This window comes from Flavihumibacter sp. (genome assembly GCF_036676075.1).
Lineage (GTDB): Bacteria > Bacteroidota > Bacteroidia > Chitinophagales > Chitinophagaceae > Flavihumibacter.
This window is the reverse complement of the sequence record NZ_JAKFDQ010000007.1, coordinates 902,757-919,674: the sequence shown is the minus strand read 5'-3', so window position 1 is coordinate 919,674 and position 16,918 is coordinate 902,757. Positions and strand designations below refer to the sequence as shown.

General features: G+C 42.4%; 16 protein-coding genes. 5 read left to right on the top strand and 11 right to left on the bottom strand.

Going from position 1 to position 16,918, the window contains the following annotated elements:
- The first annotated feature begins 37 nt into the window (after positions 1–37).
- On the top strand, positions 38–751 hold the full coding sequence (locus V6M43_RS06800) for a DUF92 domain-containing protein (RefSeq protein WP_332733592.1): 714 nt from the start codon (positions 38–40) through the stop codon (positions 749–751).
- A gap of 12 nt (positions 752–763) precedes the next feature.
- Here V6M43_RS06800 and V6M43_RS06795 read toward each other — a convergent pair whose 3' ends face one another.
- From V6M43_RS06795 to V6M43_RS06750, 10 genes are all read right to left on the bottom strand, one after another.
- A complete protein-coding gene (locus tag V6M43_RS06795; RefSeq protein ID WP_332733590.1) occupies positions 764–1,366 on the bottom strand; it encodes a hypothetical protein in 603 nt (200 codons plus the stop codon).
- Positions 1,353–1,847, bottom strand: coding sequence for an RNA polymerase sigma factor (locus V6M43_RS06790; protein WP_332733588.1), 495 nt, complete (start codon positions 1,845–1,847; stop codon positions 1,353–1,355). Before V6M43_RS06790 ends, V6M43_RS06795 begins: the two co-directional genes overlap by 14 nt.
- Before the next feature lie 13 nt (positions 1,848–1,860).
- Positions 1,861–2,706 carry an alpha/beta fold hydrolase gene (locus tag V6M43_RS06785; RefSeq protein WP_332733586.1) on the bottom strand — a complete coding sequence of 282 codons (846 nt, stop codon included), beginning with the start codon at positions 2,704–2,706 and terminating at the stop codon, positions 1,861–1,863.
- A gap of 112 nt (positions 2,707–2,818) precedes the next feature.
- Positions 2,819–4,963 (bottom strand): glycoside hydrolase family 97 protein, encoded by a 2,145-nt coding sequence (locus tag V6M43_RS06780; protein WP_332733584.1) that lies wholly within the window; start codon positions 4,961–4,963, stop codon positions 2,819–2,821.
- A 76-nt stretch (positions 4,964–5,039) separates the two neighbouring features.
- On the bottom strand, positions 5,040–5,936 hold the full coding sequence (locus tag V6M43_RS06775) for a DUF5777 family beta-barrel protein (RefSeq protein WP_332733583.1): 897 nt from the start codon (positions 5,934–5,936) through the stop codon (positions 5,040–5,042).
- Positions 5,937–5,947: 11 nt separating this feature from the next.
- Positions 5,948–6,487 carry a YceI family protein gene (locus V6M43_RS06770; RefSeq protein ID WP_332733582.1) on the bottom strand — a complete coding sequence of 180 codons (540 nt, stop codon included), beginning with the start codon at positions 6,485–6,487 and terminating at the stop codon, positions 5,948–5,950.
- Between the two features lie 4 nt (positions 6,488–6,491).
- Positions 6,492–6,926 carry an OB-fold protein gene (locus V6M43_RS06765; protein ID WP_332733580.1) on the bottom strand — a complete coding sequence of 145 codons (435 nt, stop codon included), beginning with the start codon at positions 6,924–6,926 and terminating at the stop codon, positions 6,492–6,494.
- A gap of 68 nt (positions 6,927–6,994) precedes the next feature.
- Positions 6,995–8,236, bottom strand: coding sequence for a hypothetical protein (locus tag V6M43_RS06760; RefSeq protein ID WP_332733578.1), 1,242 nt, complete (start codon positions 8,234–8,236; stop codon positions 6,995–6,997).
- Positions 8,217–8,819 carry an RNA polymerase sigma factor gene (locus tag V6M43_RS06755; protein WP_332733576.1) on the bottom strand — a complete coding sequence of 201 codons (603 nt, stop codon included), beginning with the start codon at positions 8,817–8,819 and terminating at the stop codon, positions 8,217–8,219. The genes V6M43_RS06760 and V6M43_RS06755 overlap by 20 nt, the downstream gene beginning before the upstream one ends.
- 98 nt (positions 8,820–8,917) lie before the next feature.
- A complete protein-coding gene (locus tag V6M43_RS06750; RefSeq protein WP_332733574.1) occupies positions 8,918–11,752 on the bottom strand; it encodes a PAS domain-containing sensor histidine kinase in 2,835 nt (944 codons plus the stop codon).
- Between the two features lie 326 nt (positions 11,753–12,078).
- Between V6M43_RS06750 and V6M43_RS06745 the strand changes: the two genes are divergently transcribed.
- From V6M43_RS06745 to V6M43_RS06730, 4 genes are all read left to right on the top strand, one after another.
- A complete protein-coding gene (locus tag V6M43_RS06745; RefSeq protein WP_332733572.1) occupies positions 12,079–13,428 on the top strand; it encodes an MBOAT family O-acyltransferase in 1,350 nt (449 codons plus the stop codon).
- 35 nt (positions 13,429–13,463) lie between these two features.
- Positions 13,464–14,426, top strand: coding sequence for a hypothetical protein (locus V6M43_RS06740; protein WP_332733570.1), 963 nt, complete (start codon positions 13,464–13,466; stop codon positions 14,424–14,426).
- 70 nt (positions 14,427–14,496) lie between these two features.
- Positions 14,497–14,949: a MarR family winged helix-turn-helix transcriptional regulator gene (locus V6M43_RS06735; RefSeq protein WP_332733568.1), complete on the top strand. Its 453-nt coding sequence runs from the start codon at positions 14,497–14,499 to the stop codon at positions 14,947–14,949.
- A 22-nt stretch (positions 14,950–14,971) separates the two neighbouring features.
- Positions 14,972–15,208, top strand: a complete 237-nt coding sequence (locus V6M43_RS06730; RefSeq protein ID WP_332733566.1) for a hypothetical protein — start codon at positions 14,972–14,974, stop codon at positions 15,206–15,208.
- Between the two features lie 4 nt (positions 15,209–15,212).
- Here the strand turns inward: V6M43_RS06730 and V6M43_RS06725 are convergent, their stop codons facing one another.
- Complete coding sequence (locus V6M43_RS06725) at positions 15,213–16,910, bottom strand: GMC family oxidoreductase (RefSeq protein WP_332733564.1); 1,698 nt, start codon at positions 16,908–16,910, stop codon at positions 15,213–15,215.
- Positions 16,911–16,918 lie beyond the last annotated feature (8 nt).

Below are 16,918 nucleotides of genomic sequence, written 5' to 3'. Positions count from 1 at the left end.
ACAAAACCACCTCCTGGTATTAATGCAATAAGCTATTATGTATACTGAGATCATCGTTCTCATTGCTGTTTTAGGTGCGGGTGTAATAGGATCTGTAGTATTCAGAAAACTTACGCTGCCGGCAGCCGCGGCTGGTGCTGCTATTGCGGGAGGAATATTTGCAGGGGCAGGGTGGACAGGCATTCTCATTATGGGAAGCTTTTTTGTGCTTGCAGTGCTGGCTACATCCTGGAAACAGGAATTAAAGCAATCATTAGGGGTAGGGGAAAAGATTAAGGGGCTAAGGACAACCTCGCAGGTAGCTGCTAATGGTTTGGTTGCAGGGCTGCTTGGATTAATGGCATTTTGGATGGAAGAGTACCGTCCTCTATTTCAACTAATGATTGCCGGAAGTTTTTCTTCAGCCACCGCCGATACCATTTCTTCAGAACTAGGCACAGTGTATGGGAAGAAATTCTATAATATAGTTTCGTTTCGCAATGATGAACGCGGCGAGAACGGCGTAGTGAGTATTGAAGGCCTGATATTCGGAATTATTGGCAGTAGCATCATCGCTGCATTGTATGTGGCCGGAATGGGCTGGAGTATCCATTTTTTTTTGATCATAGTTGCAGGCACCCTGGGTAATCTCACTGATTCTATTCTGGGGGCTGCCCTTGAAAGAAAATCATTGATAGGAAATAATGCGGTTAATTTCCTCAATACAGTTGTTGGCGCGTTAGCTGCAATGTTCTTGTATTTACTCGTTTAATTTGAAATACTTTTAGAATTGTTCTTCCAGGGCCTTAAGGTTTTGGATGATAGCCATAAGTTGTGATTCTTCCTTACGCAGGTTTTTCTTTCCCAGGTATAAGTAGGCAAACAACATCCATGCAACATAAGCAGCAACGAAGATGATTATATTCATGACTGGCCTTCCCCTGAATATCTCAATGAAGTACATGCCCATTGCCAGGTTAAGTGCAATAAAGTATAGTGGACCATTCCATTTTAGTTGCTTTTTCCGAAAAGCATAATATGTTTCCCATTCTTGAAGGTGTTGGCGGGGAGGATGCGTTTCATCAATGCTGCGTATCTTCTTCCAGTTAAAGAACAGGATCACCGATTGCGCCCAACATACTGCAGTCATCATGAACATGGCTATATAGGTTATCATCCATTCAAATCGGAAGTTGCCGAATATTGCCATAGCAAGGATCACAAATCCAGTGATACAAAGCATGATGCTGGCCCCGATCTGCTGGCGCTCGAGTTTTTGTTTGTGACTTTTACTCATGCTGCTTAGGCCAGTTGCACGAGGAGCATTGCCGGTGTTTTTGTCATCGGCTTTATCCCACATCTCTTTAAGTGCATCAAAGTCTTGCATAACTATTATAGATTTCGGTTAGTTGTTTTTTGATCCGGTGAATCTTTACTCTTAGATTATTCTCTGTCAGGTTCAGGATCTCCGCGATCTCCTCATAGGGCCGGTCTTCCAACACCATTGAAATTATAAGCCTTTCCGCTTCGGGTAACTTACTGATGCATTTGTATAACAATTGCACCTGCTGCTCCTTCTGGTCCGTTTCCTCTGCTATATCTCCAAGTGGATGATCATCTATCTCTACCGTCTTCAGCTTTTGTTTTCTTAAATAGGAAAGACAGGTATTAACCGCTATACGATATATCCAGGTACTCCATTTTGAATCGCCCCGAAACCGGTGCATATTATTCCATACCGCAATAAAGCTTTCCTGTAAAAGGTCTTCTGCCTGGGCAGCATCACCGGTATAACCAAGGCATAGCTTTCTTATGCCGGGTGAATAATCTCTGTAAAGCTGGTCAAATTCTTCTCGCTGTTGGTTCATGGCGACAGCTTCTTTATTTTAGGAAGGAATCGATCTGGCTGTAGAACCATACAGGCTCATCATACATGATAAAATGTTTACTATCGGCAACCACGATGGTTTTATCAGGAACGTTCTGGTATTGTTCATGAAGTAATTTATAACTGTTTTCCTTTGTCTGGTAAATACTTCCCAATACAAGCACTGGCTGACGGATGGAAGCAATGGCAGAGCGGAGGTCGGTAGTGGCCATTTCAATAATAGAGAGCGCCAGCGTACGACGATTACTGTTGAACTGCCAGGTAGCGATCTGCCTTGCCCGCGATGTATCCCGAACCTGCATCAACATGGCCTTTGTCATCATCTCCACATATCCTGAATCGGGTAAACGTTGAAAATTTTTGACCACCATTGCAGTATCATACATGGGATTTTTCTTAAGGGAATCGGCATTTGCTTTAGGATCTGCAAGTGCCGAAACAAACGGGAGCCCATCAACGCAGATAACCTTTCCAAACAGTGCCGGTGCTTCGCTGCTGGCCCACAAACTCATAAAAGCACCAAGGCTATGTCCAATCAATACGGGGCGCACAAGGTTTTTCGTTTGTACATAATTGATAAGCTCCTGCTTTACCTTTTCAAGTATAGGTGCATCCACGGCCGGTACTCCGGCATACCCGGCAATGGTTATCACATGGCATTCAAACCTGTCTTTAAGATGATTCACGGTTTCCTTCCAAACCTCCCCGCTGCAACTGTATCCAGGTATCAGGATGACCGGCTTGCCCTTACCGGATACTTCCACGGTAAAAGCGGGATCCTGGGCCCTGCAAATCTGTATAGAAAAAAGGCATACGAAAAGGATAAGTATATTTTTCATGGTGTGTTTTCTATTTGGATGCAGAGGTTTAATAATTATTACAAAAACTTAAAAAAATAAAAATGCCACCCTTAAAGAGCGGCATCTGGGATGGGATAGCTGAACTGCAATATCAATTCCGCTTTCTTTTTTTGAGATTGTTTATCTCTTCCCTGCTCGCTTTCTTAATGCTTATAGCAAAACCACCACTGGCAGCCATCTTTTGCTGCAACTTCGCCTTATTGGTTACAGCCAGTTTTCGGATATTGTATTTCTGCGGATTTGTAATATAGTGGGCATCCTTCCCATCCTCATAAATGGTAGCAATATAATTTTCATTGGGGTCAAGAAAACTTAGCTCAACATCGGATGTTCTGGGGTTTTCATCTGTGATGCCACCAATGAACCAATCATCTTTTCCTTTTGCTTTTCTTGCTATAATAATATGGTCGCCGGGCTCAGCACTTAATATCCTGGTATCATCCCAGTCGGCAGCCACATCCTTGATAAACTGAAAAGCATCAGGGAAACGTTCATAGTTTTCAATGATATCTGCTGCCATCTGAAGGGGACTATACATGGTAACATATAATGCCATCTGTTTCACAAGGGTCGTTTTCACATAACGGGTATCGCCGGGCTGGTAATAGTCAAGACGGGTTTGGAAGATTCCGGGGGTATAGTCCATTGGTCCGCCCATTAACCTCGTAAATGGAAGAATAGTGGTGTGGTCGGGATTATTACCGCCGAATGTTTCATATTCAGTACCTCTTGCTGCCTCTGCCGCAATGGCATTAGGCCAGGTTCTGTTCAAACCGGTTGGGTGAACTGATTCATGTGAATTCACCATGATTCCATATTGTGCGGCCTTTGTTATAGCCCTGTTGAAATGATCTATCATCCACTGGCTGTAATGATGTTCACCCCTTGGTATGATATTGCCAACGTAGCCACTTTTGACTGCATTGTAACCATGATTTACCATGAAACGATATGCAGTATCCATCCACCGCTCGTAATTGGTTACAGAAGAAGATGTTTCGTGGTGCATGATGAGTTTCACTCCCTTTTGCTGCGCATATATATTGAGCATCTTTGGATCAAAATCAGGATAGGGTGTAACAAAGTCGAATACAAACTCCTTTGATTTGCCAAACCAGTCTTCCCAACCTTCATTCCATCCTTCAACCAACACCGCGTCAAAACCATGGCGGGCTGCGAAGTCTATGTATTTTTTTACATTGGTATTATTAGCAGCATGCGTCTTATTGGGAGGTAAATTTTTATAATCGGTGATCCCCAGGTGAACATTGTCAATGTCAGTATAATTCCAGGAGCCCTGACCGGGACAAAACATCTGCCACCATACCCCAACATATTTAACCGGTTTGATCCAATCTGGGCTTGCGATCTTCGATGGTTCATTCAGGTTGAGGATTAGTTTGGAGGCAAGGATCTTTTCCGCCTTATCAGCCACAACAATGGTGCGCCATGGGGTGTTGAACGGAGTCTGTATATATCCTTTATTACCCTGTGCATCAGGTGTGAGGTGCGATTTTAAGGTATAGCTTTTCGGATCAAGCTCTACATGCATGGCTGCATAACCAACCAGGGCCGCTTCATGAATATTGATATAAACACCATCACCTGATTTAAGCATCAGGGGTGTTTGTAATGCCATCGGAACAATAGTTTGCGAAGCATTGCCGTCATAGCTTTTATCAAATAATGACGGAACTTCCGAAAGCTGGGAAGTTGTGTAATTGTATTCCTCGGTATCATAGTCGCCGGGTATCCACCATGCTTTATGGTCACCATTTAGCGAGAAACTTGTTTCCTCTTCTTTAATTACGAAATAGTTGAGGTTTTTCTGCTGTGGAAATTCATAACGGAATCCAAGTCCATCATTGAAGAGGCGGAAGCGAACAAGAATTTCACGGTTATGTGAAGGCTGTGAGAGTGTAACGGATAATTCATTATAGTTATTTAGAATGGATTTCACTTCTCCTAATACGGGATTCCAGGTTTCACTAAAACTCGAAGTTTTGGGATCCTTACTTATAAATCCTGTTTTAAAAGATGGACCATTTGCAATGGTCAATCCCAATTTGCTGTTGTTGAGAACGGGCTTGCCCTTGTAAGAAAGGGAATAGTATGGGATACTATCCTTTAATTCAAAAATACATTCTAACTGTCCATCAGGTGATTGAATGGTTTGGGCAAAAATACTGGTGATTAGCAACAGGGTTATTGCTAATAAGGCAAGTGGTTTTTTCATTTTAGCCATTTTATCCGGTGAGCAAAGGTTGAATGGCTAAGGTACATAGAATGTGTATTAAATACACTAAGCTCGCTTATTTTCTTCCTGTCTGGAACATTCTGCTTAAGTTAAAGCCGAACCGGATTTCTCCCTTCCAGAAATCATCGGTTGTGTCGGCCAGGTAAGCCCTTTCGTTCATCCCCACAGCATTGCTGAAATGAAGTTGGAATACATGTCCGCCGGTTTCAATATCCAGCCCTATACCCAGGGGTTGATAATAGGTTTCTGCTTTTGAAAAATTATGGTTGTAATCAAAGGTGAGTGCAAGTCGCTTTGTTAGTTTTAAACGGGCTCCTGCACCGAGGGCATAAATGGTATTGTCCATTATACCATCATTCACATAATTCATATGAAGAAGGGTTTGGATTAGCTGTAAGGAAAACCTGTTGCTGAATTTCCGGCCTATTAGTAGCTGCACATAGTAAGACAAGCGATCACCTGCATCAGCCTTATATCCGCTCAGGCTGATCTCATCTGCGGTTCGGATCATAGTGCCACCCGCAAGTACGAGCGAAAAGGGGATGTTCTTTTTACCGACCTGCTGTTGTACCGGTCGCAGCTTTATGAGAAGATCATATTCTTTCCGGAAGCTGCTTCTGCCCACCCCAATGGTAAGATTATCAGTTATTCCAAAGTCAAGGCCCATTCGCATGGATGCGTCATCAAGACCAAAGAATTCCTTGATACCATTGTTTACCTGACCGAAACGATGGAGTATCCTTACGTCCAGATTTCCTTTGTGTAACATTTCAACAGACTGTGATTGGATTACTCTTGTAGAATAGAATGCCTGGCTTATTTTTTCATTATGCGGAATACTGTCAACCAATTCATCGAGGGTAGAATTTTGATCTTGTGCCATCACGGCTGACATGGATGAAGGGAAGATCGCCAGAAATAACACATACAGTAAGGCTTGTATCGTTTTCATGTTCGTTGCAGTTAATGTAAATTACCGGTATCAATATTTATCCTGATCTTCTTATTAATATTGTCGGCCACCAGGGCAGGAATGCGGATCTTATAATCATCCACATTGATTGTAAATTCCGCAAGTGCTGAAACAATTCCTTTATTTAACCTGATACTTGCCGGAATACTCACAGGTCTTGTTTCGCCATGAATCGTGAGGTTTCCTTCCAACAGCACATCATAACTTCCATCGGTTGTCCAGTGTGGATGTCCGCTACTGATCATCCCCTTAAACTGTGCCTTTGGAAAGCGATGACTTTCCACATAATTTTCATTAAAATGTTCCTGCATGAGAGCCTTCCTGAACTCGAAACCCCTCATTAGAACAGCGGCTTCAATTGTATTGGTGTTTATATCTAAAAGGCATACTCCCTGCCTGTTGGTTGCTCTTATCTTTTCCAGCGGCGCATCAGAATAAAAACTAATACTCGCTGTGCGCGTAATTAGTTTCTGACCATTCACACAAAAATTAATAAGGCAGGCGTATATTAAAATAACTATTCGTTTCACCAGGTCAGTTTTTGTTGATTATAACGCCATTGTTTAGCTGAACATCAAGGAGATAACCTGTGCAAACTCCACGTACCACAACATTTACCTGCATAACTTCATGGCTGATAAGTTTTTCACTCCCGGGTTTTAATGCACAGCTTATCATCAAAGGGTAGCTTGAATCACCCAGGATCAGCAGATCTTCTTCACTATTTATTTCTTTGACCGGGCCCGATACCTCAAGGATCTTACCCGTGTAATTTTGCGCGGCAATAGTTTCGTTGAGATGGAATTCTTCTGCAAGCTTTTTTGCACTCATAGAAAAATCTGCTTTCTTTCCAGTAAGGTCTGGTGACAATTTCCTGTATTCGTATAACAAGTAACCCGCGCCAATTGCAATAGCCATTAGCAACAGTATCATTATGGACAGAAGGATTCGGGATTTATGTTTTGTCATTAACAGTATTTCTGCTAATCCAATCGTATCAATAGGCTATGGGGTTGCCTTGTGTAAGAAAAATCCTTTTATTTAAACAGATTAAAATTATAACGCAATCCAGCCTGTATACCTGCGGAACTTATTTCTACACGCCCTTCCCCAATTCCATTCAGAGGGAAATTGTAGTATGGATTCAATTGTACAACCAGTCTTGAGTTGATTTTTCTTTGATATCCCACTGATATTCCAGCCCCTGTTACCGGTTCAAATGATTTTGTGCGGTATGTATATTCGGATTCAGCCGGAACGCCATAACGGGTATACTGGTATTTGTAAAATTCCTTTTGCATAATTGAGGCAGTTATTCCAGCCATTACGAATATCGAATTGCGCTTTCGCTGAATAATATTCATGCCTAACTGGAGAGGGATCTCAATAATATTACAGTCGGCATCAACATGCTGAATTTTCAGGTTTTCATTATCATAATATGATCCGGGTTTCGGATAATAATGGGAACCATCCGCACTATAAACTTTGTTTGTATTTATAATACCAGCTTGTATGAAGAGGCTCCTGGATAGTTTCATACCGATTCCCATACCCATGCCGAACCGGATCTTTCCTTTCCCATTTACCCCTGAAACTTCAGGTCCGGTACTTCCATATAAATAGAAGGGGAGATCCTTTGGTGCCTGCTCAGCTTTATCTGTTTTGTCGGGAGATATTTTTGTGCCGGCACCATCATTGATCTTTTCGGGATATTCAAATGAAGATTTTTTTGCAAAAGGCGTGTGCAGTATTACTGTTGATGGTTCTAAGGGTGAATTGGTTGCTTCAGTTATTGCACGGCGATTAATTTCTCCAGGATTTCTTTTATCCGTTTGATGAAATGTTTTGTTTGTATTGGTACTGTTTGATATCCCGATTTTATTTTCATCATTAATATCGGGCTCAAGTATAGCATTGCCCTGCTTATAATCTGTTCCCTGTAGTGGACTCTCATCTTGTTCTGGTTTGATCACACTAACAGCATTTATTTCTCTTTTCTCTATTCCACTTATTTCAGTTGTTGCTGGTTCGGTCTTTAATTTAACCGAATGAATTTTAGTATATGTTTTAATATCTGGAAGAGCAAGATATCCACCTATTGCAATGCCGATTAATATAGGTATCCACCACCAGAAAAAGATCCTACGCCTTTTTTTCTCCTCCGCCTCCAGGAGGGTATTCATTTTCTCCCACGCCTCGGGAGAGGCGGGTGGGCCAGGTGTTTCAGCGGCCTGGCGGAATAGTTCGTCCAACTTATTATATTGCTCTTCTGCCATACGCTTTCTCTAACTTTTTTTCTTTAATGATCATCTTTTGAAGGTTCACCCTCGCTTTTGCAAGATTTGATTTGGAAGTTCCGGGTGATATATGCAGCAGTGCCCCAATCTCCTCATGGGTATATCCATCAATAACAAACAAGTTGAAAACGAGCCGGTATGCTGTACTCAGCCTGCTTACCATGGCCATTAATTCTTTGTGTGATAAATTATCCATTACAGTAGCTGGCAGTGAGCCGCCATTCTGTAAACTGGTTACATCATTCAATTCAATTGTAATCAGCCTATGCTTACGTAGGTGGTCGATCGACGTGTTGATGAAAATTCTTCGGATCCATGCTTTCAGGGAATCAGTAAGGGTTTTATGCATGGGTTTGAAATGCCGGATCTCCCTGAATATTTTCAGAAATCCGTCATTGATCACTTCTACGGTCTCTTCTTCATGTGATATAAAGCGGTGGCATACTGTAAACGCATAGCCATAGAATTGTTCGTAGAAACATTTCTGGCTTTGGCGCTCCAGTGCAATACAACCCTTTATGAGGTCTTGTAAGATTTGCTCCGGTGTGTCAGCTAAATCCATGCTTGTAAAATATCAATACGGATCAAGCGATCATAGGGTTGCCTTTCTTAAAATTAATATTTATTAGCCGATGCCGCCCCTTCTGACATTATTACTGCTTATGGCCGGTTGGTGATTGGCAATAGGATATGAAAACATGTAAATTGGCCGGGAACGGATTCCACGAAGATTATCCCGTTGTGATTGGTAATGATTCGTCTGCAAATGGAGAGTCCGATGCCTGATCCCTGGTACAAATCGCGGGCATGTAGTTTCCGGAATACTTCAAAAATCTGGTCGCGATATTCTGGTTCTATGCCAATTCCATTGTCAATGAATCGAAAGTGATGAAAATTTTCATGAAATAATTCAATGCCCGTTAGTTTTTCTGCTTCCTTTCGCCCGGTGATTTCAGCAGTGATCGAAATCTCCGGAATACGATGGGCTACAGTGAATTTTAAGGCATTGCTGAACAAATTGTAGAACAGCTGATTCATCTGCAACCCGATAGCCTCTATTACAGGAAGTTTTCCTACCCGAACAACTGCATTCTTTTCAGAGATGGCCAGTTCAAAGTCTGTTATGACTTTGTCAAGGGTGGACTGGATATCCACCTGTTGCATTAAATTGTCTGATTTGAGAAGACGGGAAAATTCAAGTAAGCTCTGGATCAATGTCGACATCCGTTCTGCTGAATTATTGATCTTCTCAATTACTATACGCTGGTCTTCGGGCGATCTAGTTTTATTCTTAAGCATATCGCTAAAGAGGCGGATCTTCCTTAGTGGTTCCTGAAGATCATGGCTTGCAACATAGGCATATTGAGCCAATTCTTCGTTTGAACGCGACAACTGTATATTGGATTCAGCTAGTTCTTCATTGGTTGCCTGCAGTTCCTCGATTGCTGCCGCCAGTTCTTCCGTTCGCTGATATACCTCTGCCTCCAGGCTCCCCTGGATCTCACGCTGCCGTGTAACATCCTGGGCAGTTCCGGTTATTTTTAAAGCTTCTCCCTCATCATTAAAAATTGTTTTTCCCTGTGCATGAAGAATCCTCCTTTCCCCCGTGTTTCGGTTTAAAACCTGGTACTCATCATCAAATAATCCACCCGATTCCTCACTAAGGGCAAGACCAATCCCTTTGATGATCCTCTCTTTATCTTCTTCAGCAACCGAATCAAAAGCCTGGGTTGCATTCATTTCCCTTTCATAGCCCATCCATCCGGCTAATCTTTCTGACAAATGGAAATTATTGCTCTTCACGTCAAAGCTCCAGGTGCCTAAATCGGCCAGCTCTACTGCACCCCTTAAGGCCAGCTCAGCTTCTTCTACTTTCCTGCGGGCAAGAAATTGTTCTGTGATGTCTACCGCCATATTCAAAATGGCATAGACCTCACCCTGGATATTCTTTAAAGGCTTATAGGTGAAATTGAAATAGAAGCTTCTGAGTACTCCGTTCACAATAAGATCGGCACGCTGCTCCTGTGCATGATATGGCACTCCGGTTGATAGTACATTTTGTAAAAGATCAAAGAAGGGTTGTCCCTCAAGTTCGGGTAGTGCAACGTCAAGCGGCATTCCGATAACAGACTTGTTTTTTCCCCAAAGCTGAATCATTGCATCATTGGCCATATCTATAATAAGCTCTCTTCCCCTGTAAACAGCAGTAGCAAAGGGAGCTTCTTCAATAAGTCCGCGAAATTTAGCTTCACTCTCTTCGATCGATTTCTTGGCCATTACCTGGCGGGTAACATCTGTGGCCAATACCATAACACCTGTTATATTATTGAAGACATCCCGAATTGGTGTATATACAAAATCGAAATAGGATGCCTCTAATATGCCTTTTCTTTCCAGCATTGCCAGAACACTATAGCCGTAATAGGGCTCACCGCTATCATATACATGTTGCAGGAGTTCCATGAATCCCTGTTCACGGATCTCCGGCAAAGCATCAAGCAATTCCCTTCCGATGATATTCCTGTCCTTCCCCCAAACCTCTAAGATGCGGTCATTACAGATCTCTACGATCATTTCTCTTCCTTTCAAAAGGCCAATTGCCATAGGTGCCTGCTCAACTATGCTTCGAAACCTCGACTCACTCTGTTTTACTGCCTCCCGCCCGCTGATCAGTTCATTGAGATCCATACAATATCCAACAAAACCAGCGTATTCGCCATTGTGGTGATAGTATGGATCACCGGCAGCCCGGCACCAGATGATATTCCCATCTCCTTTCCTGATCCGGAATACTACGTCGTAGTGACTTCTGGTGGCTACAGCATGGGCAAATGCAGCTGCACTCTTATCACGGTCCTCTTCAATGATAGCATTTGCCCAGCCAGTTCCCAGCAAATCTTTCATTTCCATTCCCGTCCATTCCTGCAAGGTTCTGTTGAGAAAAATGATATTGCCGTCTTCATCCGACAACCATAGGCCTGTTGGGGAACTGTCAAGGATGGCTACAAAAATGGAATCGCGCTGCGCCAGCGTTTTCCTGAGATCCGGCGATCCCGGATCGGGGACGCCAGCAGGAAAATATTTTCGCGGCTCCGGCTCAGGAACTTCAAGAGCTACACCCGAAAACTCATTCACTCTTCCATCAGAATCAAATTTTATTTTTCCCCTCAGCTCCAGCATGCATCTTTTCTGATGCTCTTTGCATTCCTCTGCATATAATTGAAAATGAAAAATATTGCTGCCATTCCGGGTGCAGAACCGTTCAAGCTTATCCTGAAAGGGTTGACGATAACCGGATTCAATAAGTAAAACAAAATCTTCTAAAGAAAGATTAACCGCGTAGGACTGTCCAAACAAGACCGCGGCTTCTGAATTCAAATGGATTACCCTATCACTGGGGTGATATTTCCACAATCCTATTCCTCCTCCCGACAAAGCATTTTCAATAGTATCTATTTGAAACAATGCTTCCTTCTTTCCGCTCTCTTTATCCATACAGCTATCCGAAACTTAAATTGGGTATATTATTATTTGTGCAATATAGTCCAAATTATTACCTCCTGAAGGATACCTGTTTCGGCCTGTAATAAGGCTGACAAGGGTACGGCGATACACTATTGAGGAAATGGATTAGCGCCTATTGTAAGGCCGGTTTTTATTTACTTATTTTACACCTCAATTTATATTCACCGTTAAAATCCGTTCTCAGCAACCTTACCTCTACCTCAATGCTTTTCAACTCTTTAAATTTTGCCGTATTCCTACCCATAGTTCTGATTCTCTATTGGTTTGTGACAAACAAAAGTTTGAAGCTTCAAAATATGCTCTTGCTTGTTTCAAGCTATTTCTTTTACGCATGCTGGGACTGGCGCTTTCTTTTCCTATTGATTTTTTCAACATTACTGGATTATTTTACCGGTCTCAAGATGTCTGATGCACCAACGGAACGTGCAAAAAAATTCTGGTTCTGGTTAAGTATAATTGTTAATCTGGGATTTCTTGGCATTTTTAAATATTATAATTTTTTTGCCACCTCATTTTCGGAGGCCGTTTCAGCGTTTGGCCTGAAGGTCAGTCCTTTTACCCTTGAAGTGATCTTGCCAGTAGGTATTTCCTTCTATACCTTCCATGGATTATCATATGTTATAGATATTTACAAGAACCGTATTCCGGCAGAAAGAAATTTTATTGATTATGCCGTCTTTGTAAGTTTCTTCCCCTTATTGGTTGCCGGGCCAATTGAAAGAGCAACACACCTCCTTCCGCAGATTAAATCAAAACGCAGTTTTGACTATACTAAAGCAGTAGATGGACTCCGACAAATTTTATGGGGATTGTTTAAGAAAGTGGTGATCGCTGACCAATGCGCAGAATATGCAAATATGATCTTTAACAATGCAGGGGATTACTCCGGAAGTACTCTGGTTTTGGGTGCTATATTCTTTGCCTTCCAGATTTATGGTGACTTTTCAGGTTATTCTGACATAGCACTGGGAACAGCCAGATTATTCGGGATCGAATTGCTGCGGAATTTTTCCTTCCCCTATTTTTCGCGAGATATTGCAGAGTTCTGGCGTCGTTGGCATATTTCCCTCTCGACATGGTTCCGGGACTATCTTTATATACCACTGGGGGGAAGCAAAGGAGGTAACTGGATGCGCGTACGTAATACTTTTATCATCTTTATAGTTAGTGGCTTCTGGCATGGAGCTAACTGGACATTTATAGTATGGGGGTTATTAAATGCCCTTTTTATAATGCCCTCCATACTTTTCAAGACAAACCGGAATAACCTCGATACTGTTGCACAGGGAAAATTAATTCCTTCCGGGCGCGAATTTCTTTCCATGGTTCTCACCTTCGCATTAACCGTGTTTGCATGGATATTTTTCAGGGCAGAAAACCTCACGGAGGCATTGAGTTATATTGCTGGTATATTCTCCACAACAATTTTCACCGTTCCTGAAATCTGGCCCGTTTCCTTGCTGATTTTATTGATAATTTTCCTGATTATTGAATGGATTGGAAGGGAAAATCAATTCGCTATTGCAGATATGGGACTTCACTGGCCCCGACCAGTGAGATGGGCCACCTATTATGTGTTCGGTACACTTATTTTTTATTTTGCTGCCTCCCAAACCCAGCAACAATTCATTTATTTCCAATTCTGACAATGAGGAGCCTCATCAAACGTATATTGATATTTATGATCATTCCCGCTCTGGGGTTTATCTTTCTGAGCATACTTTACGTTAAGCGGGATGTATACCAGGATTTTGGGAAACACAAAAACTATTCATGGAAGTATTTTTTTCAATCACTCGGTGATATATCAACAAAGAAACTTCTTCACAACCCACCGAATTATAACTCCTTCATTTTTGGGAGCAGCCGTTCCACAGGCTTATACGCCTGCTATGGACAGGAGAAAATTCAAGGCGCAAAATTCTTCCATTATGCCAACTGGAATGAAACGATCGGTGGCGTCAATGCTAAATTAAAGTTCCTTGATGCGAGGGGATATAAGCTAGATAACATATTTATTTATATCGATTCTGATAACAGCTTTAAAGAGGATGGTAGAGGTAGCCAACATGACCATTACCTTATTACCGGTCAGAATAAGTATATCTGGTATTACAAACATTATTGGGGGTATATGTCAACCATGGATTGGGATAAACTAAAGATACTCTTCGGTTTCCCTGTTAGCGGGGAGATCTTTCCAAATTGGGAATCCGATCCTGTTACCAATGACCATAGCCATATTTGTACAGATAGTGTTTTAAGGCATTATGGTAATACAAGAACTGACCAGGCACATCTTGAACTGATAGATTCACTCAAGCGAACAGGCTTCCTCTATGCACGACCTGCAGCCCAATCCTATCTGGCAAAGCAGATATCGCCTTACGAGGTGGAAACCCTCAACAGTATCAAAAGCATTCTTGAAAAACACCAGGCAAAATATTATATTATCATTACTCCCCTGTACGACCAGATGAAATTCCACCCCGCTGACAGGAAGATACTTGAATATGTTTTCGGATCCAACCTTCACGATTTTTCCGGCATCAATGTATTTACAAACGAGCCGGGCAATTATCCCGATCGAAAGCACTTCCTGCCATACGTGTCCAAGGCCATCATAGATACCGTCTTACAATAAATCCCTAAAACCAGCTGAAATATTTGATGATTTTAGTAATTATATTATCTTTGATATATCAAATATGGGTATGTCAATTAAAAAGAATGGAGATAGTAAGCTGAGCAATGTGATTTTTTATAGTATAGACAGGGCCATCAGGGCGTACAGACAGTACGCACAGAAGCAGATCAGGGATAAGGGTTTTGATATTACCATCGACCAATGGCTGGTGATGAAATCATTGCTGGAAAATCCGGGTATCAAGCAGCAGGATCTGGCAGAAAGCGTATTCAAAGACAATGCGTCGGTTACTAGGATCATTGAACTGCTGGTAAAAAACGGATATCTCGATCGCTCCACTCACCAGACCGACAGGAGGATGACACAGATAACAATTACTGCAAAAGGTAAAGAAGTGCTGAAAGCCTTACAACCTGTAGTAGCAAGTAATAGAAGGAAAGCACTTCAGCATCTGGATGATTCAGCAATTGAACAGGCTAAGGAACTGCTTGACAAGATTGCGGAAAACTGTAAACAATAATTTTAACCAATAAATCAATTATATGATCCGCCTGTTTTCCCTCAAACATTTTGTTTTGCTGGGCTTTGGCTTGTTCCAGGGTTTATTGGATAATGAAGTAAGGAATGGTTCATCGCGTTTGGAAAATCTGCTGACGCCGCGAAAACCTTGTATACGCTTGAAGATTACTACCGCAAACACAATTAATGACCGGCAACCTTCGGAAGAAGAAAAAGCAACTGAATCTCTGGTTGGTCAAATGATTACTGTGCTGATTTAAAGTTCTAAATATTTCTTTTCTTCAATTCGCTCACCGCATGATCACAGGCTCTTGCCGTCAGGGCCATATAGGTTAACGATGGGTTCACGCATGAGCCTGAGGTCATGCAGGAGCCATCTGTAATATAAACATTGGGAACTTCGTGCATCTGATTGAACGCATTTAAAACAGAACTGCGGGGATCGCGTCCCATCCTGGCAGTACCCATTTCATGATTGGCATTTCCGGGAAAAGAAATGCTTCCATTCACCTTAACATTAGAAAAGCCTGCTGTCTCGAGCATTTCTTTTCCTCTCTCCTTTATATCAGCATGCATTTTATTTTCATTTTCCCTGAAGTTGCAGTCTATAGCAATCATTGGTCTGCCAAAGCGGTCTTTGGTGGAATAATCAAGGCTGATGCGGTTATCCTCATAAGGTAAACATTCGCCAAAAGCATAGAGGCTCATCTGCCAGCCTCCGGGAACAGAAAGACTCTCTTTTAATTCCGCACCAATACCATCTGCTGAAGTCCTGCCCCTGTATGCGCCTCCACCAAAATGATATCCCCGCAGGAAATTCTTATTTTCTTCAGTAGCATTGCTGAAGCGGGGTATATAAATACTGGTAGGCCTTCTGCCTGCATAATAACTGTCCTCAAACCCCTCAATAGAACCAATAATGGAAATGCCCTTGTGATGATCCATGAGGTTGCGACCAACCTGGTCACTTCCATTTCCCAGGCCATTGGGAAAGCGGCTTGAAATGGAATTCAATAGAATGGCAGTTGTGGCTACTGTAGCAGCATTCAGGAAAATGATCCTCGCAGAAAACTCTTCTACCCGTCCTGTTTCTGTATCGATCACTTCCACCCCGCTCGCTCTTTGGTTTTTATCATCATAAACTACCTTGTTCACAAGTGAAAAAGGCCTGATGGTCAGATTTCCTGTATCATGCGCCGCCGGCAGGGTACTGGCATTAGTGCTGAAATAGGCTCCGTAAGGGCAACCGCGGTGGCAAAGATTCCTCGCCTGGCAAATACCCCTGCCTTTTACCGCCTGGGTAAGATTGGCCGTTCTGCCAATGATCACTTTTCTGTTTTTAAAGCTGGCTTCTGTTTTCTCTTTAAAATACTTCTCCACCTTATTCATTTCAAATGGTGGTTGAAAAGGGCCGTCGGGTAAATGTGGTATGCCATCCCTATTTCCACTCACTCCTATAAATGATTCAACATAATCATACCATGGCGCAAGGTCGCGATAACGTATTGGCCAGTCAACTCCATACCCATCATTTGCATTAGCTTCAAAATCGAGGTCACTCCATCTGTAGCAGGCCCTCGCCCATAGCAACGAACGTCCTCCTACAATATCTCCCCTGATCCAGTCAAATCGCTTGATTTCTTTATAGGGATTCTCCTTATCGTTAATGTAAAAATGTTTGTTGTCTTCCCTGATAGAATAATGCCGGCTCTGTATGGAATGTATTTCTTTATCAGCCGGCGTTAATTGTCCGCGGTGTGCAAAATCCCAGGGATCTTTTGTTGCCGTTGGATAATTGGGATGTTCAACAGGACTGCCCCGCTCAAGTAATAATACTTTTAGTCCTTTTTCACAGAGCTCCTTTGCCGCCCAGCCTCCGCTGATACCGGATCCTACAATGATGGCATCATAGCTGTTCAGGGCCTTACTCTTAGTATTGAGGTATAATGAATCTCCGGGCATGATTAATA